The organism is Streptosporangium sp. G11 (genome assembly GCF_051192615.1).
GTDB lineage: Bacteria > Actinomycetota > Actinomycetes > Streptosporangiales > Streptosporangiaceae > Streptosporangium.
Genome location: NZ_JBPJUQ010000012.1, coordinates 66,112 through 89,957, shown reverse-complemented (window position 1 = coordinate 89,957; position 23,846 = coordinate 66,112). Strand labels below are relative to the sequence as shown.

20 protein-coding genes are annotated in these 23,846 nt (G+C 66.8%); 9 read left to right on the top strand and 11 right to left on the bottom strand.

Annotated features, from left to right (window positions below; all coding sequences use genetic code 11):
- The first annotated feature begins 14 nt into the window (after positions 1–14).
- The 3 genes from ACSDR0_RS14825 (at position 15) to ACSDR0_RS14815 (ending at position 2,783) form a co-directional block, all read left to right on the top strand.
- The gene (locus ACSDR0_RS14825; protein ID WP_435289367.1) at positions 15–785 is read left to right on the top strand and encodes a sporulation protein; all 771 of its coding nucleotides are present in this window, start codon (positions 15–17) and stop codon (positions 783–785) included.
- A gap of 262 nt (positions 786–1,047) precedes the next feature.
- Positions 1,048–2,106, top strand: coding sequence for a sigma-70 family RNA polymerase sigma factor (locus tag ACSDR0_RS14820; protein ID WP_435289366.1), 1,059 nt, complete (start codon positions 1,048–1,050; stop codon positions 2,104–2,106).
- A gap of 134 nt (positions 2,107–2,240) precedes the next feature.
- On the top strand, positions 2,241–2,783 hold the full coding sequence (locus ACSDR0_RS14815; RefSeq protein ID WP_435289365.1) for a dihydrofolate reductase family protein: 543 nt from the start codon (positions 2,241–2,243) through the stop codon (positions 2,781–2,783).
- A 195-nt stretch (positions 2,784–2,978) separates the two neighbouring features.
- Here ACSDR0_RS14815 and ACSDR0_RS14810 read toward each other — a convergent pair whose 3' ends face one another.
- The 4 genes from ACSDR0_RS14810 to ACSDR0_RS14795 all read right to left on the bottom strand — a co-directional run bounded on the left by ACSDR0_RS14810 (position 2,979) and on the right by ACSDR0_RS14795 (position 5,669).
- Positions 2,979–3,890: a GNAT family N-acetyltransferase gene (locus ACSDR0_RS14810; RefSeq protein WP_435289364.1), complete on the bottom strand. Its 912-nt coding sequence runs from the start codon at positions 3,888–3,890 to the stop codon at positions 2,979–2,981.
- A 144-nt stretch (positions 3,891–4,034) separates the two neighbouring features.
- On the bottom strand, positions 4,035–4,823 hold the full coding sequence (locus ACSDR0_RS14805; RefSeq protein WP_435289363.1) for a class I SAM-dependent methyltransferase: 789 nt from the start codon (positions 4,821–4,823) through the stop codon (positions 4,035–4,037).
- 187 nt (positions 4,824–5,010) lie between these two features.
- Positions 5,011–5,253, bottom strand: coding sequence for a hypothetical protein (locus ACSDR0_RS14800; RefSeq protein WP_435289362.1), 243 nt, complete (start codon positions 5,251–5,253; stop codon positions 5,011–5,013).
- Entirely contained in the window at positions 5,250–5,669 is a 420-nt protein-coding gene (locus ACSDR0_RS14795; protein WP_435289361.1) for an ATP-binding protein, read from the bottom strand. The genes ACSDR0_RS14800 and ACSDR0_RS14795 overlap by 4 nt, the downstream gene beginning before the upstream one ends.
- A 252-nt stretch (positions 5,670–5,921) precedes the next feature.
- On the opposite strand from ACSDR0_RS14795, the gene ACSDR0_RS14790 reads away from it, so the two are divergent.
- The 3 genes from ACSDR0_RS14790 (at position 5,922) to ACSDR0_RS14780 (ending at position 7,377) form a co-directional block, all read left to right on the top strand.
- A complete protein-coding gene (locus tag ACSDR0_RS14790; RefSeq protein ID WP_435289360.1) occupies positions 5,922–6,749 on the top strand; it encodes a helix-turn-helix domain-containing protein in 828 nt (275 codons plus the stop codon).
- Positions 6,731–6,952, top strand: a complete 222-nt coding sequence (locus tag ACSDR0_RS14785) for a DUF397 domain-containing protein (RefSeq protein WP_435289359.1) — start codon at positions 6,731–6,733, stop codon at positions 6,950–6,952. The genes ACSDR0_RS14790 and ACSDR0_RS14785 overlap by 19 nt, the downstream gene beginning before the upstream one ends.
- 176 nt (positions 6,953–7,128) lie before the next feature.
- Complete coding sequence (locus tag ACSDR0_RS14780) at positions 7,129–7,377, top strand: type II toxin-antitoxin system Phd/YefM family antitoxin (protein ID WP_435289358.1); 249 nt, start codon at positions 7,129–7,131, stop codon at positions 7,375–7,377.
- Positions 7,378–7,492: 115 nt separating this feature from the next.
- Here the strand turns inward: ACSDR0_RS14780 and ACSDR0_RS14775 are convergent, their stop codons facing one another.
- Positions 7,493–9,103 carry an IS4 family transposase gene (locus ACSDR0_RS14775; protein WP_435289357.1) on the bottom strand — a complete coding sequence of 537 codons (1,611 nt, stop codon included), beginning with the start codon at positions 9,101–9,103 and terminating at the stop codon, positions 7,493–7,495.
- A 166-nt stretch (positions 9,104–9,269) separates the two neighbouring features.
- Here ACSDR0_RS14775 and ACSDR0_RS14770 point away from each other — a divergent pair, with 166 nt between their 5' ends.
- Entirely contained in the window at positions 9,270–9,395 is a 126-nt protein-coding gene (locus tag ACSDR0_RS14770; protein WP_435289356.1) for a hypothetical protein, read from the top strand.
- 161 nt (positions 9,396–9,556) lie between these two features.
- Here the strand turns inward: ACSDR0_RS14770 and ACSDR0_RS14765 are convergent, their stop codons facing one another.
- Positions 9,557–10,408 carry a hypothetical protein gene (locus ACSDR0_RS14765; protein WP_435289355.1) on the bottom strand — a complete coding sequence of 284 codons (852 nt, stop codon included), beginning with the start codon at positions 10,406–10,408 and terminating at the stop codon, positions 9,557–9,559.
- Positions 10,409–10,507: 99 nt separating this feature from the next.
- A complete protein-coding gene (locus tag ACSDR0_RS14760) occupies positions 10,508–15,628 on the bottom strand; it encodes a LamG-like jellyroll fold domain-containing protein (RefSeq protein ID WP_435289354.1) in 5,121 nt (1,706 codons plus the stop codon).
- On the opposite strand from ACSDR0_RS14760, the gene ACSDR0_RS14755 reads away from it, so the two are divergent.
- A complete protein-coding gene (locus tag ACSDR0_RS14755) occupies positions 15,606–16,091 on the top strand; it encodes a hypothetical protein (protein WP_435289353.1) in 486 nt (161 codons plus the stop codon). The genes ACSDR0_RS14760 and ACSDR0_RS14755 overlap by 23 nt on opposite strands.
- Positions 16,092–16,355: 264 nt before the next feature.
- Positions 16,356–19,340 (top strand): BTAD domain-containing putative transcriptional regulator, encoded by a 2,985-nt coding sequence (locus ACSDR0_RS14750; protein WP_435289352.1) that lies wholly within the window; start codon positions 16,356–16,358, stop codon positions 19,338–19,340.
- A gap of 32 nt (positions 19,341–19,372) precedes the next feature.
- Here the strand turns inward: ACSDR0_RS14750 and coaE are convergent, their stop codons facing one another.
- The 4 genes from coaE to ACSDR0_RS14730 all read right to left on the bottom strand — a co-directional run bounded on the left by coaE (position 19,373) and on the right by ACSDR0_RS14730 (position 23,745).
- Positions 19,373–19,972, bottom strand: a complete 600-nt coding sequence (coaE, locus tag ACSDR0_RS14745; protein WP_435289351.1) for a dephospho-CoA kinase — start codon at positions 19,970–19,972, stop codon at positions 19,373–19,375.
- Between the two features lie 234 nt (positions 19,973–20,206).
- On the bottom strand, positions 20,207–20,662 hold the full coding sequence (locus ACSDR0_RS14740) for a GNAT family N-acetyltransferase (protein ID WP_435289350.1): 456 nt from the start codon (positions 20,660–20,662) through the stop codon (positions 20,207–20,209).
- 236 nt (positions 20,663–20,898) lie between these two features.
- The gene (gene rpsA, locus ACSDR0_RS14735) at positions 20,899–22,407 is read right to left on the bottom strand and encodes a 30S ribosomal protein S1 (RefSeq protein ID WP_350967247.1); all 1,509 of its coding nucleotides are present in this window, start codon (positions 22,405–22,407) and stop codon (positions 20,899–20,901) included.
- 219 nt (positions 22,408–22,626) lie between these two features.
- Positions 22,627–23,745, bottom strand: coding sequence for a polysaccharide deacetylase family protein (locus tag ACSDR0_RS14730; protein WP_435289349.1), 1,119 nt, complete (start codon positions 23,743–23,745; stop codon positions 22,627–22,629).
- Positions 23,746–23,846: the final 101 nt, after the last annotated feature.

Here is a 23,846-nt window from a genome sequence, read left to right as displayed (position 1 = left end):
CCCTGGGAGTCCAGATGGTGTTCCGTAAGTTGATGGCCGCGTTCGGCGCCGGTGTCGAGGTCGACACCGTGCTGCAGAACTCGCAGGTGCGGCCCGGCGAGGTCCTGCGCGGGCAGGTCAACTTCCGCGGCGGCGGCTCCGACTACAAGGTGGAGGGCATCTTCATCGACTTCACCGCCGTGGTCGAGGTCGAGAGCGGTGACAACGAGTACAAGTCGACGTACAGCTTCCTGCGCCAGCAGATCACCGGCCCCTTCCACCTCGCCGCGGGCGCCCCGCAGTCGGCCCCCTTCGAGATCCAGGTCCCCTGGGAGACCCCGATCAGCGCCATCGGCGGCCAGCCGCTGCGCGGCATGCAGCTCGGCGTCTCCACCGAGCTGGCCCTCGCGGGCGCGCTCGACAAGGGCGACCTCGACGCGCTGTTCGTCAACCCGCTGCCCGCCCAGGACCACGTCCTCGGCGCGCTGGACAACCTCGGCTTCCGCTTCAAGAAGGCCGACCTGGAGCGGGGCACCCTGCACGGCTCGCGGATGCCGTTCTTCCAGGAGATCGAGTACTACGCGGGCCACGAGTACCGCCGTCACTTCAACGAGCTGGAGCTCACCTTCATCGCCGGCCCCCAGGCCATGGACATCATCCTGGAGGCCGACAAGCGCGGCAGCTTCGGCTCCAGCCACGACACCTTCAGCCGCTTCACCGTCCACTACAACGACCACCCCGGCCAGGTGGAGCAGTCGCTGCGCGGCGGCCTGCAGGCCATGGCCCAGAAGCGCGGCTGGTTCTAGCCTTTCTCCCGTACGGGTGTGCCCTGAACTGTCGGGGCACACCCGTTCGCCGTTCGTATGGCTTTCGCCGTTCGTATGGCGCGTGAGGAGCACCGGGGGCGCGTCCAGGCCACCACCCGCGTACCGGATCGTGCCGTACGCGTGTGCCCGCGAAGGCCGAACGCCGGATCGCCCCCACCCGCCGAGCCGCGACTCCTTCATGTCTGTCGTAGGGTTCCCGGCAAAGAGCGGCCGGTGGCCGCGGTACGGACGGGGGCTGTGGGTGGGCGCGGGTGACGGTGACACGGTGGTGGCCGCCGCGCGGGCGGGTGACGAGTCCGCGTTCGCGGTGCTCGTCGAGCGTCACCGGGGTGAGCTGCGCGTGCACTGCTACCGGATGCTGGGCTCGTTCGACGAGGCGGAGGATCTGACGCAGGAGACGTTCCTGCGCGCGTGGAAGAGCCTCGGCGGTTTCGAGGGGCGCTCGACGTTGCGGACCTGGCTGTACCGGATCGCGACGAACGCGTGCCTCGACGTCCTCGACGGCCGGGCGCACCGGGTGCTCCCACGCCACCTGGCGGGGCCGTCGAATCCGTCGGATCCGAGTGCCGCGCTGCCGCCCCGTACCGACATCGCGTGGCTGCAGCCGTTCCCGGACCGGCTGTGGGAGCCGGTCGCGCCCAGCGAGAGCGAACCTGACTCGATGGCCGTCACCAGGGAGACGATCGAGCTGGCGTTCCTGGCCGCGATCCAGCATCTGCCGCCCCGGCAGCGGGCGGCGCTGATCCTGCGCGACGTGCTCGGCTGGCCCGCCAAGCAGACCGCGGCGCTGCTGGAGGGCAGCGTGGCGTCGGTGAACAGCGCGTTGCAGCGGGCCCGGACGACGCTGAGGGAGCACCTGCCGGAGCGCCGCCTGGACTGGGCGCCGTCGGCGGAGCCCACCGCGCGGGAGCTGACGGTGCTGCGGCGGTACATGGACGCGATGGAACGCGCCGACCTCACCGCGGTCGCCGACCTGCTGGCCGAGGACGTACGGACGGAGATGCCGCCGTGGCCCATGTGGTTGCGGGGGCGCGACGCGGTCGTGGCGGCACTCGCGGAGAGCTGGGACACCGGCTCGCCCGACTACGTGGGCCGGTTCCGGATGGTGCCCACCCGGGCCAACCGGCAACCGGCCGTGGCGACCTACGTACGGCGCCTCGGCGAGCCCGCCTACAACGCCTTCGGGATCTCCGTGCTGCGGATCGAGGACGACCGGATCGTGGAGGCCGTCGCCTTCCACGATCCGAGCCTGTTCGCGGCGTTCGCCCTGCCTGCGATGCTTCCGCCGGTGCGCCGATGAGTTCTCTCGCGGCCTGTTGTCCCAGGACGGGTCAACACAACCGATCCCGGCCGTCCCCCGAAGACCGATGAGTTCTCGCGCGGTCCGCCGTCTCAGAACGGGTCAGCCATAACCGACCCCCACGGAGGTAGCTCATGGGCAAGACGCTGTACTCGGTCACCATGTCACTGGACGGCTTCATCGCCGGTCCGGGCGGCGACATGTCCTGGCTGACCGAGCACCTCGGCCCCAACCCAACGGTCGACAAGCTCGTCGACGAGATCGGCGCGCTCCTCGTCGGCAACCGCACCTTCCGCGGCGACGACCCCCACCGGGGCACGGACGGCGAGGGCGAAGCGTTCGGCGGAGGATGGAGCGGCCCGCAGTTCGTGCTCACCCACCACGCCCCGGACACCCCGGTGCCGGGCGTCACCTTCGTCGGCGACCTCGACAGCGGCGTCGCCGCGGCCAAGGCCGCCGCAGGCGACAAGTACGTCAACATCCTCGGCGCCGACACCGCCCGGCAGTGCCTTGAGGCGGGTGTGCTCGACGAGATCCTCGTGTTCGTCGCGCCCGTCATGCTGGGCGACGGCGTCCGGCTGTTCGACCACCCGGGCGGGACCAACGTCAGGCTGGAACGCATCAGCCTGACCGAGATGCCGCACGCGACGAGCATCTGGTTCCGCGTCATCCGATAAGCCGTCCCCGGCGGCGGGACGCTCTGCGGTTACCTGTTCGAGCTGAACCGCCACCATGCCGGGGCGGCACCGGCCGGACCGTTCCCGGTGGCGGCGGGACGCTCTGCGGTCACCTGCTTGGCGTCCTGCCACCTCGGACCGGGTCGTCACCGGCGGCGGCGGCAGTTGAGCGTTCTGCAGCCGCCACCGGGAACCTCACAGGTCCAACTGGTACTGGAACGTCCTGTGAGTGGGCCGGTAGCCGAGCGAGTCGTTGACGGCCCGCATGTGGGTGTTGCCGTCGGCCGTGTCCGCCAGTAGGCCGCCCAGGTCCGGGTAGCGTTCGCGGGCCTGCCGGATGGCCTCGGCCTTCATCCACCTGGCCAGGCCGTGGCCGCGGTGTTCCGGCAGGACTCCCGTGCCGTAGTGCTGGCCGTCGCCCTTGCCGTCACCGGGGACGACCAGCTCGGTGAACCCGGCGATCGAGCCGTCGGACTCGTCGACGGCGACGACCGTGTGGAGCGACTCGCCACGGTCCGCGATGGCCTTGGCCGCCGCCCTGACCCGCTCGACGTCCCAGACCACGACCCCATAGTCGGTGTCGTCCATCGGCATGTCGTCCATGGCCCGGCGGGAGGCGGTGAAGGTGTCGGCCAGCTCGTCCGGCACAGTCCCGTCCCAGGAACGCAGCCGATAACCGGCGGGCGGGCCGTCTGTGACCGTGTCCACGGCGGCGGCGTCCACGGTGACGGTGTCCATAGCGGCGTCGGTCGGGGCTGCCCTGTCCACGGCGGCGTGGGCCAGCGCTAGCCTGGCGTACGTCAGGGTGAGCACCTTCCTGAACCTCCTGGCCGCCAGGAACCGGTCACCCGGCGTACCGGCCCCGGCCTGGGCCAGCACGCAGCGCCGCCTCTCCTCCTCGGCACCCGCCACCGCCCGCGCCAGCAGCTCGGAGCCGACGCCCCTGCGCCGCTCCGCCGGATGCACGTTCAGCTCCAGCTCGGCCAGGTGATCCTGGCCCTCACGCTCGAACAGGCGCAGAAAAGCCGACCCCAGCGGGACCCCGTCGCCGTCGGAGGCCAGCCACACCAGGCGGCGACTGGACGCGCTCGGCTGAGGATCGGCCAACGGGACAATGTGAATCGACAAGGTAACTCCGTCTCCATCTTCGAGATCCCGAGGCCTCTGAGGCGACCGGGTCATCCACGAAGGCTCAGGATCGCAGGGCAAGCGGGTCGCCCGCGAAGGCTCAGGGTCGCAGAACGAGCGGGATCAAAACGCCTTGCGGGCAAGGGTGAGCATGTGACCGCTGACGCCCAGCAGGGAGGGGACCGACTCCAGGCGACGCTGGGCGTCGAGCATGAGAGCGCGGCGCTCGGGGTCGTCGAGCCAGTCGTCGACGTCGCCGTACAGCCAGAAGGCTCCCTGCACACCGTAGCGGGTGACGTCCGGGAGCTCCGCGTCGGCGAACTCGGCCGGGACGTCGTCAGGGTCGTGCAGGTAGGCGGTGAACCCGTCGCCCGGGCCGAACAGGACCCCGTCCACCAGGGCCGAGTGCGCCGCCTCCCGCGGCTCTTCCTGCAGGTACAAACCGTGGTAGACCATATCGTGCACGGCCGCGTAGCGGTTGATGGTCGCGGCGGCCACCAGGCCGCCGGGCCGCACCACCCGTACCCCCTCCGCCAGCGCGCGGACCCGGTCGGCGCGGTCGGCGAGGTGGTAGAGCGGGCCGAGGAGCAGCACGGCGTCCACGCTCTCGTCCGGAACGGGCAACTGCCGGGCGTCACCCTGCCTCGCGGTGATCCCGGCCAGCCGCGCCGCCCGCTCCACGTGCGAGGGCATGAGGTCAATGAGCTCGACCCGGTATCCGTCGGCGGCCAGCCACTCCGCGTGCACCCCGGTGCCGCCGCCCACGTCCAGCACCCCGGCCGGAGCCGGAGGCAGCGCCCTGCGCAGCACGTCCTGCGTCCGCCACAGCTCCAGCCGCCCCCGCCCCTCGCGGAGCCTGCCGTCTTCCCTGCCCTGCCCGTAGTAGGCAAGCAGTTCCGGTGTCATCGCCATGCTCGATCATGTCTTCGGCGTGGGCTTGCGGGCAAACGAATTAAATCGCCGGGCGAGCGGCGAGGCTCGCGACCGTGTCGGACGATCGAACGGGCAAGGGCGATGATTCGTGGATTCGTACGCTCGCGCGAGGAAACGCGACCGCATCCTACGATCAGTTCAGCGAGTTAGCCGCCCCTTTGGATTATTATGCCAATGGTCGATTCTCGCGCTCCCTTTCGGCCGCCAGGCGGCGCGCCATTTCACCGAGGGTGCCCGCGCACATCACGTTGGACAGATTTCTCCTGTCGAGAACCTCCTCGGTCAGGCTGTGGCGGCGTACGGCGTAGTAGCCGCCCCCCATTGCCTCGGAGATGAGCCAGTGCCTGCCGTACCGGGCGATGAGGATGGCTATCGTCCCGGGTTTCGCGTCGCCCGGTGTGCCGGTCATCGCCGTGCCAGCTGGAACCAGACAACGCGCCCCGCCGTACCCTCGTACCAGCCCCACGACAGGGCCACCTCGCGGACCAGCCAGAGCCCACGGCCGCCCTCGGCGTCCTCATCAGGCTCGGCCGGGAGGTGAGGCATGCAGGTGGAGGACCCTTCGTCGATCACCGCTATCCGGGTGACGTCGCCGAGGTTCGCCACCACGACCGTCACCCGACCGCCGACACGTCCCGACTCCGAATGCCTGATCGCGTTCGAGACCAGCTCGCTGACCAGAAGCTCGGCGTCGTACGTATCCCTATGGCCGGAGTTCTCCAGCACGCCCCGGACGTATCGTCGGGCCGAAGAAACCGACTCGGCCACTCCGGGCAGATCCACCCGGCCCAGCAGACCAAGCGCGGGAACCGTCTCGGCACCCATCGGATCACCGCCATTCCTGTGAGGTCGCAGACGTCGAAAATTCGTCTGCCCCAATGGCTCCATTAACCAGGCGAATTGTCCGTTTAGTTCTCTCGCATCGCCTGGATAAAGTCTTGGCCTATAGAGTGCGCACAGTTATGCTGCCGTTGCAGAACAGATCGGTCGACAAATCAGCGACGAAAAGCCACACGAGCTGTAGGCGTTTGTCGTTCATTCGACGGCCGACGTCATCGCGACGCTTGAGAGGTGAACATGGGAAACGACCTCGACCCACGCCTGACACCGGCTCAGCGCTTCGGCCGCGAGCTGGGGCGGGCCCGCAGAGAGGCAGGTCTGTCGCAGGCCCGGCTGGGTAATCACCTGGGCGTTTCGTCGTCGTTCATCGGGCACATCGAGACCGGTAACCGGAGGCCCAGCACCAAGTTGGCGGCCGACTGCGACAGATTCTTCAAGACGGATGACCTCTTCACCCATCTCTGCCGGAACATCACCGCCCCCTCCGGGCCAAGCTGGTTTCTCAGATGGTCCGACGAGATCGAGCCCCGGGCCCGCGTGCTGCGAAGCTGGGACCCACTGCTGGTATCCGGTCTACTCCAGACGGAGAACTACGCGCGAGCCGTCTTCCGTGGTGGTCTGGCCACTTCGGAGCGGGAGATCGAGGAACAGGTCAGCGCTCGCATGCGGCGGCAACTGATCCTCACAAAGGACAACCCACTCGTACTGTGGGCCCTCATCGACGAATGGGTGCTTCGCCGCCCCATCGGGGGCCCGGAGGTCATGTACGAGCAGCTCGACCACCTCGCGACGGTTGCCAGCTGGCAGAACGTGAAGGTGCAACTCGTTCCCCACGACACCCCCTGCACAGCGGGCCTGATGTCCGGGTTCGTGCTTGCCGAACTACCGGACGCCCCGACCACCGTCTCCATAGAGTCGTCCGGAGCAGGCGAAGTGTCAGCGGAACACGATTTGGCGGCGTTCATCTGGGATAGATATGACAGGATCCGCGCAGAGGCGCACCGTCCCGGGCAGTCGCTAGAAATGATCAAAGAAGCGAGGGACCAATGGAAGCAACAGATCTGACCGGCCCTGACCTCTCCAAGGCCGCCTGGAAGAAAAGCTCCCTCAGCGGCGACAGCGGCGGAAACTGCGTCGAGGTCGCCGGAAACCTCCCCGGAGCCATCGCCATCCGCGACAGCAAGAACCCCACAGGCCCGGCCCTCGTTTTCACTCCGGGCGAGTGGCACACCTTCCTCAGCGCGGTGAAGTCGGACCACTTCGGCTAACCAGTGAGACCGCTCTCGACAGTTCGGTCCGGAACACCCGGCCAGAGCCCCGCTCTTGGCTGAGAACCGCACACCCGACTGTTTCGGCGGTCGGGCGTGCGCACAGTTTCCCAGCAGCGGTACTCACTACATCCGAAGACTCAGCCGGATGTAGTCATGACCAGCACCATGGGCACATGGAAGCCACAGCTCGCGAGTTCAACCAGCGGCTCGCCCGCGTCCTCGCCGCAGCGGAGCGCGGAGAGACGGTCGCGATCATCAAGAACGGCCGCCATATCGCCACCCTGGTGCCCGCCCACCAGGCCGATCCGCCGCTCCCGTTTCCCATCGACCCCATGGGCCACGACGGCCTCCCCCTGTTCGACGGACCCGCCGATCTGTCAGCACAGACCGACACGCTCCTGGCCGAGGATTTCGGCCGGTGAACGTGCCCGTGGCCATCGCTGACACCTCCGCTCTGCCGGAGCGCTCATGACTCGCTACCGGACGATGAACATCGGCCTGACCGACGCGATGTGAGCTTCCCCCAAGGCCGGGTAGTTAGCGTTTCTGCAGTTCACGCAAGGTGGTGGTCTCTGGCGGAGTTACTGCTGCGTAGCGGCCGGTGCGGACCCTTTTGATCAGCCCTCTCTCGGTCCAGCGGGCGAGTTGTCGATGGGTGGCGACCAGGGTGACGTCGCCGAGAAGCTCGGCGATCTCTCTGGCCCGCCATTGCCGCTCGGGTTGCGCCTGCAGGGCTGCAAGGACGCGGTTCGTGCGGTTGCTGGTCTGGCCGGGGCCGGCGTAGTCGGGGACCGTGGCAGCCGGCAGTGCGGGACGAGGAGGCGGGGGTGGCAGGACAGAGACCGCCACGGAGGTCACGGTCAGGCTCTGGTCGGGGCGGCCGTCCATTTTCCTTTCCGCGTAGCGTGAGATGGGTGACTTCACCTTCCGGGTACTGATGCGGGGCCGACGCGGCGGGGCCAGCTCCAACAGCACCCGCCGGCCGATCGCCCCGAGGCCCTGCTCGAAGACTTCTTCGGCGCGTACCAGCAGGTCACGGGCGGTGTGGAGAGCGATCGTGAAGCTGCAACGATCAGGATCGGTGCCCGGCTGGAACTCCGCTGCCTCGGTGATGGCGCGGCGCAGGAGCTGGTAGCACAGCAGCAGGGCCCACATCTCCTGCTCGACGCCGACCGGGTCGCACGAGCGCAGGACCCGGCCGCGCAGAATGGTGTGACGCAGCGCGTAGTAGGCGCTCTCGTGTTCCCAGCGTTCGTGGTAGAGGTGCACGAGACGGTCGGCGGGGTAGCGCTGGGCGTCCAGCAGGGTGGTCACCAGACGGTAGGAGCCATTGAAGGTGCTGCCGTCGGCGCAGGTGACTCGTACGTCGGCCTCGATGATGCGCACGGCGACTCCGCCGACGACCGAGAGGTAGGAGGAATCCATGAGGGTCTTGAGGACCGGCGGGCGACGGCGCTGTCGGATGCGGCCCATGACGCGGGCGCCGGTGGCGTGCACGGCGGCGAGGAAGTCGTTGCTGTCGAAGCCCCGGTCCCACAGCAGCAGCATCTCGGGACCGAGATGGGACAACAGGCGGGTGGCATAGGAGGTTTCGCTCTCCCGGGTGGGGCCGAACACCGCGCCGATCACGGAGCGGGTGCCGGTCTCGACCAGCGTCATCAACTCGACCTGCGGATAGCCGCCGTGCGGGCATCGCCTCAGCCAGCCGCGGTTACGCTCACTGTCCGGGGTCTTGATCGAGCTGCAGCCGTCGAAGGAGACCGTGCGGTACGGGCCGAAGCGCACGCCCGGCGTCCGCGGTGGAGCCAGTACGCCTGCCACCACTTCGAACAGCGCCTTCACCGGAGCGCAGCCCACGCGGCGACGTAGATCACGCAATCCCTTCGCGCTGGGGCCCGGCAGACAGCCGCCGATGCCGGCGGTCAGCTTGTCCCACACCAGCCGGTATCCGACCTCCGGGAAGAGACACATCGCCACCAGGAAGTACACCCCGACCCGGGACGGCAGGTCTCTCAGCCGCTGCTGGACCGCCCGGGTCTCCTCCAGAACGGCATCCACCAACTCGAAGGGCAGAAACGGAGTCAGGCCACCGAGCTGCCCGGCAGCGAACCTCCCGGCGGCCACAGTGACGGTACGGGTGATGGCCATCACGGGACTCGGCGGGACACGATGAGACGGCAACGGAGCTCCTCGGATGCAAGCTGTCTTGGTCGACTGCCTGTATCAACGAGCTCCGTTGCTCCGTGTCAGGGACCCCTCAACGGGCTTGCGTGACCTGCAGAAACGCTAACTACCCGGCCTTGGGGGAAGCTCAATGAACGCGGCTCTGGCGGCCGAGTTCCGGACCGACGCCGTCTTCACGCTGGATCGTGAACACTTCCGTGCGATCCGACCGCTCACCGGCCACGAGTGCTTTCGGCTGCTGCCCGACGACATCTAACGGGATCGCAGCGTCGATCAGGTCAGCCCAAATCATCTTGAGGGTCTTCTCATCCGCAGGAGCGTCTCAAGGTTGACGGCCGCTGTCGTCGGCAACGGCGATCCATACGGCGACGCCCGGTGAATTCCCGCCTTCCCGCCACACGACCCGCCCGTTGGGGCTCAGGAGTCAAAGACAACATCAACGATCTGCATCTGCCGAATGTTGTGGTCCTTCGACAGTTTCGTCAGCTCCTCCGAGCGCCCTGTCACGAGGTATCCGTGCACAAGCCCCTCCTGGGCACGGGTCCGCACCTCTTGCAGGTCGAGGTTCAGTTGCCTCAGGGAAGGCGCGTCGTTCTCTTCGAGCAAGGAGACCCAGCGCTGGAACTGCCGTACGGGGGACCGCATCATCTCTGCATCGCAGTCGCCGATGCCTCTCCAGGCGCACGCGGAGGGTGACCACGAGACGGGAGAGGTCTCGGCATCCAGCGGACCCAGAAAAACGGTGTCGAATCCATTGCGCCACGACTTTCGTGCGGCATCCTCGCTCAGCGGGCGCGCCAACCACACAAGAGCTGTCACCACCACCGGCCCCTCTATGCCGCTGAGCGTGGCCGCGGCTGACTCCACATCGGTCTCGGCCTCCTCACCGAGTGCGTCGAGCGCTCTGGTGGCACCTGTGTCCACAAGGCGGGGAAGATCCACCTCTCCCGACGGAAGAAGCTCCACACCCGTCCTGTACCCGTGGCCCTGAACCGTTCCGTTCATATAGGGGGATCGCGGGCTGAGGACAACCGACACAGAGCCCCCATCAGGCCGGACATTCACATCCTCGCCCCTGAGATCCTCGAAGGCAACGTAATGGCCCGGGTGGCTGACAGCGAACGCGTTAACGACGACCAGACGGGCCCTGTCGTTGTTGGAGTATTCCTTCCATGGCCCGAACAGGCGCCCGGAAAAAGGAAGGAGGATGACGATAACCGCTACTCCGATGACAACGAAGCGGGCGTGCAGAAAAATCTTCACAACCATTCACACCTCCTTTTCGAAAAGAATCTTTAGGCAAACAGTGAGAGAGTGGGGAGAGCGTAACTCTCTCCCCACTCTCCAATCATCCCGAGCGGCCGACCGCTAGTCTAGCGAACCATACAGCTCAACCGCCTCCCCCTTACAGGCGATGGGATGAAGCTGGACCTCCGTCCCCACCAGACGGGAGATCAGCTTCGCCTCCAGGTCACACGTGTAGGCATGCTCTGATCTGACCGAGTATTTCAGCGAACCAGTTTTTCCCGTCTGCGGGTCTGTCGTCTTCACCGTGAAGTAGGCCTTGAGAAAGTTTCTCATGTAGTGACCGTAGCGGTCAATTTTACAGGTACCCGAGAACGGCTCCTCACATTTGACCACCACCTGACCTGTTTGGTCCTTGGCAGTTGTAGGATTGTTCGGATCCTCGTTCAGCGCAACCTGTTCGTGACACTTTTCCACCTTGCTGCCACTGAAGGATATGCTTCCCTTCACCCCGTTGCTTGCTGGATCGAGACTGAGGCCGCCTTCCAGGTTCGCCTGCGCCTGCGAAAGGTTGTGGCGGAAGCAGGCAATCGCCTTCATCTCCATTCCACCCAGATCCTTCTTTGGATCCTTGCTTTCATACCGTAAGGCCTTCTTGAATGCCTTGGCAAAATCCGTGTTCCAGTACTTCTTGTTCTGCGGATATGCGTACATGAAGTTGTTGAATTTCGATAGCTCCCACCTCTGCAGCCGATCGGTCGTCCCATACTGCTCAGGGTCGAGCCAGCTCGAATACACGGAGGACAGCACCCACCAGTTTTTCTTCCCCAGTTTCTGGTTGACCTCGCAGTAGAGGCTGTACTGCCCAATGGCACATTTCTGGCCACCACCGGGAGCGACTCCACCGGCGGCCCCACACTGGGTGGCGGCCGACGCCCGGGCCTCCGAAGACTCCCCCGCGCACCCCACAGCCCCAGGGTCACCGAAGTCAGTGGAGTCCTGCTCGGCGGGCATCGGGGCCTCGATGATGGTCAGACCGCCGCAACGATCGAAAACGAAAATCGAGATAGTGGATTCTCCTGGCTCGACCTGGCCTGGAATGCCGTCGGCCGTCCTTGCGGCGGCCGTCCCTTCCTCCGGCGTCGTGGGCGCCTCTTCCCAGTCCCGTGTGACCTTGGCGGTCACACGCACCGTGCCGCCCCCCGCCTCTTGCACGACCACGTCGTCAAGAGTGACGCTGGAGTCGGTGCGAGCCAGACCCATGGCGGTCAGATTGTTCCTCTGGCCGATCAGTGAAAGGTTGAGAAGAGATATCTGGGCGGTGATAGGACTGTCCGGAGCCACTCCGGGCGCCTGCCAGACCGTTGCCGCTTGATCTTCCAGGACCGCGTCCTGCGCCTCGTAGTAACTCCTGACCCTGTCCGTGTAGTCCTGCGTGGACGACACCGACCGAGCAACCGTGGCTTGAGAACGCGTATCGAGGTAGGGATCACACCCCTGAGAGGACGAGGGCGGAGGCGGGGGCGGCACTGCCTTGGGAGTAACGGTTGCGGACTCCCATCCACTGACACCGAAGGCAGTACGCGCTCGGACCTTGATTGTGTAGATAGTGCCGTTGGTGAGACCGGCGATCGGGGTGAACGGATCGGTGGCCTTGAGAGTGCGGACACTGCCGGCATCGGACACCTCGATGTCGTAACCATCCAGGAGCGCGACACTCCCGTTGGTCTCCGGCAACCCCCAGCTCACGATCGCACCGCCGTCACCGGCCAAGGCGACAAGATTGAGAACATTTCCTGGAGGGCCTGCGGGCATGTAGGTGAGGACGATCGACGGCTGTTCGGTAACTCCTGGGCCGCCGAAGGCGATGGCCTCGTCGCTACCGGAGGTGAGCATCAGCCACTGGTACTCACTACCGGCAATGTCGGCCTGCGGTGCGGCGATCGGGAAGGTATAGGCAGCAGTGCTGTCATCGATGTCACCTTCCAGGTCCGATCCCTTGGTTTCTCCGGTCACCTCGCTCTTCAGTGGCACCGCAGTGATCATTGTGTCTGCCGGACACACCCCCGAAGGGCAGGTAGGCGTTCCGAGTTTAAGGATTCCCTCGGACACGCCGGCGCCGTCGGGCAACTCGCTGAGCTTGATGCCCAGCACAGTTGCAACCTTGTCCGCTCCCGCACCCCCCAATTGGATGGTGGAGGAATCCGCGAGTACACAAGGACCACCGTCACAGGCCGTCGGGTCGACCTTGGCGGTCTTGATGACGAAGTTGTCCTTGAGCAGAGTTAGGTGATTCACGGTTTCGGCGGGTGGGTTCGTCGGGGTGCCCGGGGTGGTGAAGCTGACGAAGGCGGTCTTGGCCGTACAGAGTTCCTCCACGCCCTCATCCTGCGCGGTCGGTGCCGCGCCCTCCCGAGCCGGAGGTGCGGCGTTCGGCTTCGAGGCCGCGGGGGCTTGGCCGCCGGGGGTGTAGAACGTCCACTGGTAAGGAGCCATGGTGTTGCCGGCGAGGTCCTTGGCGCCGGTCACCTTGGCTACGTATCGCATCTCTTGCTGCAGGATGTAGGGCTCGAAGGTCAGTATTTTGCCGGTGGCGTCCATCTCCGCCGTACCATTTGCCGGCATGGTGAACTCGGGGTTGTAGCCAATGACCTCGATCTGGGCGCCCGTCACCCGCTCGCTGAACGTCGCCACCACGTCGACGTAAGATTCGACCCCCGTCGCGCCGTTGACCGGGGCGGTCCCCACCACCGTGGGAGGGGTCGTGTCTCCCGTCGGAGTGGGCGTCGGAGTCACACTCGGGGTCGGAGTCGGGGTGACCGTCGGAGTGGGAGTGGGCGTCGGGGTCGGGTTGGGGTCCGGGTCGGGTGATGTGCCGCCGCCGACGACGCAGGCCTGCATCTGCCACTTGTAGGTGCGACCGGCCTGGACGGTGTTCTCCGGCACCTGGAAGGACGCGCGCTGACCGCCGTTGACCGACCTCGCGCCCAAGGGGCTCGATCCGATCGGCGTGCCCGCGTTGTCGTACAGGAAGTACTTGGCGGTGATCGGTCCGCCCGAGGGGCGGTTGACCATGCCCGACAGGATCGGGCGGGTCGGGTCGGCCATGCCGGTCTCGGCGTCCGTGGGGACGTACGGCGCGTCGGTGGTGATGCGGTAGTACGGGCTCTCGCTGCAGGTGATGGGGGTGGCCCCGTTGATGCAGGCCCTGACGGAGAACTTGAAGCTGTCGACGTTGCTGACGTCGTAGGTGATGGACGCGGCCTGACCGGAGGGCAGGTTGGCGTTGGTGGGCGGGGTGAGGTTGAGCATCCACTGGATCTCGGTGGGGCTCAGGGCGCGGTCGTAGGCGCGGATCTCGTCGTAGGCGGCCTTGACCGAGGAGTAGCTGAAGCCGCCGCGCCTGCCGTCGCCGAGCTCGAAGGATCGGTCGGCCTGCCACGGGGTGACGGTGTGGTCGGCCTCCGCGGCCTGAACGCCGTTGACGTACAGGCGGATCTTCTTGGCTGTGGCGTCATAGACACCGGCCAGGTGGGTCCAGGTGCCGATCGACGCCGTCGTGGAGGACTTGATCTCCGTCACCGGGCTGGTGGCGGTGTTGTCGTGGTACATCTGCATGTTCCACTTGCGGGTGGTGGGTTCATAGCCGACGCTGAAGGCGCTGTTGACGGTTCCGTTCTGGCTGATCAGCGGGATCGCGCTGGTCCCGACATCCAATCTGACCCAGCCTGCCGCGGAGAAGCTCTTGTCCGTCCGCAGCACCGGACCCGCGGTCGAGGCGTGGGAGGGAGTCCCGGTGGTGCCGTTGAGAAAGAGCGCCTTGCCGTCCTTGCCGTCGATCCACGAGTAGCGTCCGTCGACGAAGGTCAGGATGTTGCCCTTACCGGTGGAGTCGATGCCTCCAGTGCCGTCGGTGAAGCTCCACTTCCCGACCTCTCCGCCGCCGGTCGTCCAGGAGGGAAGCGGCGCGGTGGACTCGACCACGGAGACGTAGTAGTCGATGTTCCTTCCGTCGACGGAGGTGGACTTGTAGCCGACCTTGGCCGAGCTCTCGCGCACGATCGCGTGGTCGCCGTCCATCGAGTCGACCGACTCGGCGGTGACCGTGGGGATCTCCGGCGGCAGGATGTACTGGGTGATCAGCTTGGGCGGGGTGGCGCCGGTGCCGGTCGTCTCCGCGGAGTGGAAGACCGCCGAGTAGCCGCTGTAGCGATCGACACTCTCGGTGGGACCTTGGAGCCCGATGCCGTAGTTGGGCTGGCCCGCTGCCCAGTCCTTCACCCACTTGGTGATCGGCCAGGTCATCACGCCCGGCGTGAGGACGTTCGTGGTCGGGCAGGGGGTGGTCACGAAGTCGAGACTGGCGGGCTTGTTGGACCAGGTCATCCTGCCCGCTGTCCAGCCGGTGTTGACCCGGGTGGCGTACACCCTGCCGTCACCACGCTGGTGGCAGCCGGGTGACTCGGTGCGCCACAGCTGCATGGTGGAGGAGATGATGGGCTTGTTGGCCAGGCCGGCGACGTCGAACGTCAGGTACGAGCGCCAGTAGTTGACCGCGTCCACCCCGTTGCAGCCGTGATAGGCCGCACCGACTTTCAGCAGCGTCGCACCCGGCTGGTCGTTGATGTTGCAGTCCGCACCGCTGGAGAGCAGCGTGTCGGTTTTGACGGTCAGCGTGGAGGTGGGGTCCACCACGACGGGGTATGTGGTGGCGGGGTCGGCCAGCCAGCCGGCGTCCGGCTTGAGGACCAGCGTCCGTTTGCCGCCGTCCTCGATGACGGAGGTGGCGATCGGGGCGTTGCGCGGAACCGCGGTGGCCTTGGGGTCCCGCACGCCGGCGCCGGTGCTGTCCCACATCACCGGCTTCGGCGCCTGGGCGACGACCTTGTCCTTGCCGTCGGTGAGTTCCAGGCCGCCCCGCTTGGACATGGTGAGGGTCAGCTCCGGAGACTCCACCGGAATGCGGATCTCCAGCGCCTCCTTGGGGCGCTCCCGAAGCACCACGTCGTGCCGGAAGCCGGTGGGCAGGGCGGTGACGACCAGGTCGGCCGCGGGTCCCGCGGCGTCCGGGTAGGTGGCGACGTTGCCCTTCACCACCGGGCGGGGCAGTTTCCCGTCCCAGGAGAGGCTGAGGCTCTGGTCCGCGTCACGCTTCATCACGGCGAACGGAGCGTCGTCCCCGCCGAGGGAGAAGGCGAGGTCGGCCTTGGCCACCTTGGGCTTGAGGACGCCGTCCTTCTCCACCAGCGTGGTGTCGATCCAGGCCCACAGACCGTTGTCCTGCCTGACCTGCGCGGGGCCCGAGTACGACTCCGTCTTCAGGCTGCCGTCGGGAAAGGCCCAGGTTCGCGAGGTCTCGGTGAAGGCTCCGATGGCCTCGACCGGCCTGTTCTGCTTCCTGGCCTCCGTGACCGCCGCGCGCAGCGGGGCGTCGGGGTCCTTCGGGCGGGGAAACGGCGTCTGGAGCGGCGCCGAGGGGGCGGGTTCGGGATCGGCGGCCTGTGCGGGCAGGACGCCGCTCGACACCAGGAGCGAGGCGGCCAGGGCCGAGACGGTCACGACCGTGGTCGTGACCCGTCTGTTCGGTCTGCGCCGCCGGGGCGGCGCGAAGGGACGGTTCGGTAAGGGAAACCCCACCGGTGCCTCCATCGTGAAAAGGGAGATTGGCCGGCCGGGCGATGGAATGGGAGAGCCCGGCCGAAGATGATCGCGGTAAGCATCCCTGCCGACGCTGTTGATCTTGTCGTATAGAATGTCTTGATCTTGCTATACGGTCAGATTCTGCGCATTAAATAGGGGATGAGTCACATATGAAGCAGTCCAAGGCTGGAAATATGTGCGGGGCGCGCACGCACCACTTCGCTCAGCGATGACCGTACGGAGAGCCAAAACACGGCTTCGCGTCCTTGGTCCGGTCGACGTGTGGTGCGACGAGCGTTCGGTCAACGTCGTAGGGCCCAAACAACGAACATTGCTCGCCCTTCTCGTGCTACAGGCGAATCGGATCGTCCCGCACGACCGATTACTGACGGCACTGTGGGGAGGAGCCATTCCGGCGACCGGCCGGCGACTGCTCCACAATCACCTGTGGTCCGTACGGCGTCTGCTCGACGACGCGAACGCCCTGGTGGGCACCCCTACCGGTTACTCTCTGCGACTGCTGCCAGGCGACTCCGACCTCGATGTCTTTCTCACCGAGACGGCGACGGGGCGCTCCGCCATGATCGAAGGGGATCCCGCGAAGGCCTCCGATCACTTCGGTACGGCACTGGCGCTCTGGCGCGGGCCCGCACTTGACGGCACCCAACCCGAATTTCAGGCCGCGGAAGGAAGCGCGCTCGAAGAATTACGCATCGCCGCGGTCTTCAATCGCATCGAGGCGGATCTCATCCTGAAGCGGCACGCGGAGTTGATCGGCGAACTGCGCCTGCTGGTGGCAGAGCACCCCCTGCACGAGGGCTTCCGAGGTCAGTTGATGCGGGCGTTTCACCAAATCGGCCGCACTGCAGAGGCACTGGAGGAATTCAGGATCGCCAGGCAGCACTTCCGCGATGAACTCGGACTGGATCCGGGCGAGGAACTCACCAGGATCCACCGGTCGATCCTGGCGGGTGGACCGGCCTCTGAAACCACCTCGACAGAACCCATCCCCTCTTCTCCGGTATCCCCCTCCCCCGCCGCACCGCCCACGATGGCCGTACCCAGACAACTGCCGGCCGACATCGCTCGCTTCACCGGTCGTGAGGAGAGCCTGCGACGTCTGGACCTCCTGCTCTCCACGGATCGGAGCGGCGCGTCAGCCATAGTGATCACCGCCATCACCGGTACTCCCGGAATCGGGAAGACCGCGCTCGCGACGCGGTGGGGACACCGTGTGGCGGACCGGTTTCCCGACGGGCAGCTGTACGTGAACCTCCACGGCTACTCCCAGGGACAGCCGGTCACCGGAACGCAGGCGCTGCACCAGTTCCTGAGAGGGCTCGGAGTGGCCACGGATCAGATTCCCCACGAGATCGACGAGCGCGCGTCGATGTACCGATCGCTTCTGGCGGACAGACAGATGCTCGTGGTGCTCGACAACGCGGCCAGACCAGACCAGATACGTCCGTTGCTCCCCGGCTCGTCACTGTGCAAGGTGGTCATCACCAGCCGGGATTCTCTGCGAGGGCTTACGGCGACACACGACGTCGACACCCTCACTCTCGACCTGCTCCCACCTGACGAGGCGAAGGCACTGCTCATCGCCGTCCTGGGGGAGGACCGGATCCGTGACGAGGCCGACGCCGTACTCGAACTCGCTCATCTCTGCGGATATCTCCCACTCGCGCTACGACTGGCCGCCGCGCATCTGGTGGGCCAGCCCACGCTGCCCATCGCCGACTTCACGGCCAAACTTCTCCGGGAGAACCGGCTGACGGCGCTGGACATCGAGGAGGACCCGCACATAGGCGTCCGGGCCGCTTTCACGATGTCCTACGGAGGCCTGCCCGAGCCCGCCCGGCGGACCTTCAGGCTGCTGGGCATCCACCCCGGCCCTGACATCGGCATCGACGAGGTCATCGCCCTGACCGGCTCGTCCAGCGGAGCCGTGAACGCGGCCCTCAACACGCTCCTCGGCGCACACCTCGTCCAGCACGGCACCAACGGGCGTTTCGTCGTCCATGACCTGGTGAGCCTGTTCGCCCGCGAGCGTGGCGAGTCCGAGGACACCGAGGAGACCAGGCACAGCGCGCTGATCCGGCTGTTCGACTGGTATCTGCACACGGCCAGAGCCGCCATGAAGCTGGTGCACATTGACCACAGCGGGATCAAGCTCGTCTCGGAACCTCCCGCGCACGGCATTCCCGCCTTCGGCGACTATGATTCCGCCACCGCATGGCTGGACACCGAATATGCGGCGCTGATTTCCGCTGTCGACTACGCGGCGGGTCACGGATGGCCGGGTTATGCGTGGCAGATCGCATACACCCTGGACTACTTCTTCTATCTAAGAGACAGAACCGACGACTGGCTGACCATTCATCAGACCGCCCTGTCGGCTGTCCGCGAGGTCGGTGACCAGCACGGAGAGGGGCGGATACTGAACGCCCTTGGCGCGGCGAACATGCTCTCCGGGAAAATGGACGAGTGCCTTGAGTATCAGCGGCAGGCCCTGGACCTCAGCCGGACGATCAAGGATCTGAAGGGGGAGGGTTATGCCCTGAGCCGGATCGGATACAGCCTGCTCTGGACCGGCGGCTTCCGTCAGGCCATGGAGAGCTGCCTGGAGGCGATCGGACTGTTTCAGCGACTTGACGACGAGCATGGCGAGGTGACGGCGACGTTCACTCTGGGAATCGCCCATCTCAGGTTGGGCCGCTCGCTGGATGCGCTTCACTGTCTCGAACGCTGCCTGGCCTTCGACCGCAAGACAGGAAACCACAATGACGAGGCTTACACTCTGGCGATTCTGGGTGACGTTCACGAGAACCTCGGTGACCTGACGACCGCCCTGGAGTTCGAACAGCGCTCTATCCAGCTGAACAAAAAACTGGGCAACCACCGATTCGAAGCGCAATCCATCAACAGCATCGGGAAAATACGCAGACGACAAGGACGGCACACCGAAGCCCTCGAACATCACAGGGACGCCCTCAGCCGAATAAGGGAGGTGGGAGAGCCGCACGCCGAATGCGAGATCCTGATGGATCTGGGAACGACACTGCTTGAAACCGGAGACGGGCAGGCCGCGGCCGAGAACCAGCAGGCCGCCCTGGACATGGCCCTCACCGTCAAGAACTCGTATCTGCTGGGTCTGGCCCACAACAACCTCGGTCATGCGCTGCACGCGCTCGGCAGGATCGATGAGGCCATGTCCCAGTGGAGAACCGCCTTCGAGATCCTCTCCCCCATGGGAGTCCCCGAGGCCGGGGAAGTCGCCGAGCGGACGCGCGACACGACGGCCCGCGCGACGTGATCGCCCCGGGATATCCCGGGCGGCTTCCCCGCTCAGGTGGTGGCGCGGGCCGTTAGGTCGGACCAGATGCCGTCCATCCGGGCCTCCAGCTCCTCCAGGGTTCCCTCGTTGGGGACGACGATGTCGGCGATCTCCAACCGCTCCTCGCGGGTCGCCTGGGCCGCGATCCTGGCCCTGGCGTCCTGCTCGCTCATGCCGCGCAGCTCGACCAGCCGGGCGATGCGCACCTCGTCGGCGGCGTCGACGACGATCACCACCTCGTACATGGGGGCGAGCTTGTTCTCCGCCAGCAGCGGCACGTCGTAGATCACGATGCTGCCGGGAGCCGCCTGCTCCTGCAGCTCACCGACCCTCGCGCCGACGAGCGGGTGGACGATGGCGTTGAGCGAGGCCAGCTTCTCGGAGTCGGCGAAGACGATCGAGCCGAGTTTCTCCCGGTTGAGCGAGCCGTCCTCGTGCAGGACACCCGTGCCGAAGACCCCGGTCACGCGCGCCAGCCCCGGGGTTCCCGGTTCGACCACCTCTCTGGCGATCTTGTCGGCGTCGATGACCACGGCGCCACGGGCGCCCAGCCGCCGGGAGACCTCACTCTTGCCCGACCCGATGCCACCGGTAAGCCCCACCTTCAACATGATCCGCAGCATACGCCGTACGGACCGCGGACCGGTGCGGTCGGCGACGGGGTCTTTCACATCCGGTCGCCGGGCCGGGAAGGCTGGGAGGAACGCCGCGGGCCGCCGTTCAGCGGCGCATCCCGGCAAGCGGGCAGGAATCACCCTTGGCCGCCCCCGAGGTCATGCCTGCGCCCCTCACATCCGGGGATCGTTCAAAGCACCGGCCGGTGTACGGGGACGCCTCTGAGTGCCTCACAGCTCCCTGCGCATGTGCACCAGGGTCAAATGGTCGGTCATCCGCTCCCTGCGCGTCTCGCGGTAGCCGTGCCGGCGGTAGAGGCGGAGGTTGCCCTCCGACAGGTGGCCGGTGAACAGGTCGAAGGCCAGGGCCGCGGCCGCCTCGTCGTGCAGGGCCGCCAGCAGGGCTCCGCCGACTCCCGCGCCCTGCCGGTCGGGGGCGACCACCAGGCGGCCGACCAGGCAGGTCGTGCCGGACATCCGGCCGCGGATCGACCCCACGATCCTCGCCCCGTCGCGGGCGACGAGCACGGTGGCCGTCTCGACGGCCTTGCGGACCTGGGTGATCGACTCCACGAGCGGCGCGATGAACGGGTCGCCGTAGAGCTGGGCCTCGCCCACGTAGGCGGCGCGCTGCACGGTCAGGATCTCGCCCGCGTCCTCGGGCTCCGCCACCTCGATCACGATCACGGCGTCACCCTAGCGGCCAGGCGAGAGACCGAGCGAGGCAGGACGGCCGCCACCGGACGCCTCCGCAGGTGCCGGAGAGGGGCTGGAAGGGCCGGGAAGAGGCGGGCCGGCCTCGGTGGGGACGGGGGCCGACATTCCCTGAGGGGGCGCGAGGCCGGGCGGCGGGAGAACCCGGCCCGGAACGCGGAAAGGGCCCCGCCGGAGCGGGGCCCTTCCGTCGATCTTCTACCGCGTTGTCAGTTCTGGCCGCCCGCGAGCTTCTCGCGCAGAGCCGCGAGAGCCTCGTCGGAGGCCAGAGCGCCCGCCGCCGGAGCGGAGGAGCCACTGCTGCTGCTGGAAGAGGCACCGGTGGAACCCGAGGACGGGGTCTCGCCGGAGTAGGACGTGGGGGCAGCCTCGCCCGCCTCGGCCTCGGCCTTGCGGGCCTCCTCGACCTGCTTCTTGTGAGCCTCGAAGCGGGTCTGAGCCTCGGCGTACTGCCGCTCCCACTCCTCGCGCTGCTTGTCGAAGCCTTCGAGCCACTCGCCGGTCTCGGAGTCGAAACCCTCGGGGTAGATGTAGTTGCCCGAGTCGTCGTAGGTCGCCGCCATGCCGTACAGCGTGGGGTCGAACTCGACGTCGGCGCCGATCGCACCCTCGTTCGCCTGCTTGAGCGACAGCGAGATCCGGCGGCGCTCCAGGTCGATGTCGATGATCTTCACGAAGATCTCGTCGCCGACCTGGACAACCTGCTCGGGGATCTCGACGTGGCGCTCGGCCAGCTCGGAGATGTGGACCAGGCCCTCGATTCCCTCCTCGACGCGGACGAACGCACCGAACGGCACCAGCTTGGTGACGCGACCCGGAACGACCTGACCGATCTGGTGGGTGCGGGCGAACTGCTGCCAGGGGTCTTCCTGCGTCGCCTTGAGCGACAGGGAGACGCGCTCGCGCTCCATGTCGACGTCGAGCACCTCGACGGTGACCTCCTGGCCGACCTCGACGACCTCGGAGGGGTGGTCGATGTGCTTCCAGGAGAGCTCGGAGACGTGAACCAGACCGTCGACGCCGCCGAGGTCGACGAACGCACCGAAGTTGACGATCGAGGAGACGACGCCCTTGCGGACCTGACCCTTCTGAAGGGTGTTGAGGAACGTCTGGCGAACCTCGGACTGGGTCTGCTCAAGCCAGGCACGGCGGGACAGAACCACGTTGTTGCGGTTCTTGTCGAGCTCGATGATCTTCGCTTCGAGCTCGCGGCCCACGTACGGCTGGAGGTCGCGGACGCGCCGCATCTCGACCAGGGACGCCGGCAGGAAGCCACGCAGGCCGATGTCGAGGATGAGACCACCCTTGACGACCTCGATGACCGTGCCGGTGACGATGCCGTCCTCGTCCTTGATCTTTTCGATCGTGCCCCAGGCCCGCTCGTACTGAGCGCGCTTCTTGGACAGGATCAGGCGGCCTTCCTTGTCCTCCTTCTGGAGAACAAGGGCCTCGACGTGCTCGCCAACCTCGACGACATCCGCCGGGTCGACATCGTGCTTGATCGAGAGCTCGCGCGAGGGGATGACGCCCTCGGTCTTGTAGCCGATGTCGAGCAAAACTTCGTCTCGATCGACCTTGACGACGGTGCCCTCGACGATGTCGCCGTCGTTGAAGTACTTGATGGTCAGGTCGATCGCTGCGAGGAACTCTTCCTCGGAGCCGATGTCGTTGACCGCTACCTGCGGGGTGCTCGAGGTGGCCTCAGTGCTGCTCGTCATGTGTGGAGTTGCTCCGAACGCGGACAGATGTCGATGTGGCGAACGCGCAGCAGGCCTCTTACCGTCAGCCGAAAATTGACATCGGCGTGATCGAGCGCGAGCCCACTCCGTCCGAGACACGCGCGAGCCCACAACGCAGCGATCAGCATATGAGACCAGACGGGTATGGTCAATCCAACGACTCTACGCGCCCACGTGCCGGAAGGATAACGATCTCGCTTAATAGGCGTTGATCTTCTGCTTCCAGTCCGCCCCAATACCACTTCGAAGCCCGCGCGGGACGGAGATCCGGTCGGGATCGCCGTCGGCCGTGTAGCGCTCGCGGGGGTGCTTGTTCAGCCATCCGAGCCAGTACTCGGAACACCACTTGCGGCACTCCCCCTTCCTGCCGTTGCTCTGGATCCGCTGGATCGCGCGCCAGTCGTAATCCTTGACGAACGGCGAGACCGACGGCTCGGCACCGGCCAGGAAGACGCCCTTGAACCTGTAGGACACGCCGTGCCACTTTCCCGACTGCGCGGTAGATCTTTTGCGGGGCATCGCGCCGAACGGCAGCGCCAGGGTCTCGGAGGGGGGAACGCCGAGCCTCTTCAGCAGCCGCTCGACCCGGGCGAGTTGCTCGGCGATCTTCTTCTTGGGCAGGCCTGGCAGGTGGGGATGGCTCCAGGTGTGGTTGGCCACCTCGAAGCCCCGCGAGGCCAGCCACCGCACGGCCCGCTCCTGGTCCTTCTCCTCGCGCAGGCCGAACGGGTGCCGGTTGACCCAGAAGGTGGCGACGGGCCGGAAGCCGGGATACTTCGCGGCGACCTGGTAGATGATGCCGACCGCGGTGTCCTTGGCCGGGGTGCCGTCCGCGTCGAGGGCGAAGTGGCTGGGATGGCCGTCGTCGAAGGTCAGCACGACCGGATACTTGCCCGCCGGGATGTCCATCTTCCGGGTGGCGAACTCCCGCGCGGTGACCGGCACGTAGCCGTCCCTGGCGAGCCTCTCCAGCTCCTTGCGCACCTGGGCGGGGGTGCGGTCGATCGACGCCAGCCTCTTGCGGGTGATCCGGTGGTACATCAGGATCGGGACCGCTCCGGCCTCGTTGGCCTTCACCTGCCGCGCGAACTCCGCCGAGGCGGTGATCGGCGGCGGCAGCTCGGCCGAGGGCAGGTCGGGCATCGGCGAGGGGGACGCGGACGGCGGCGGGGACGGGCTGCCCGCCGACGCGCCCGGCCTGGCCGTGCCGGGCGGCGCGGAGGCCGGCGGGAGCACCATGAGCACCACCACCGCCACCGCGACGACCACCACGTTGGCCAGCATGATGATCTGCGTCAGGGGGATTGGTCTCCGCACAAAACTCCCGTGCCCATCGAGCTTTCCGGCTTGGATCACCAGCCTAGAACAGACTCGGACAGGCCCGGCCAATCAGCCGGTGGCGGCCTTCCGGAGAGGGT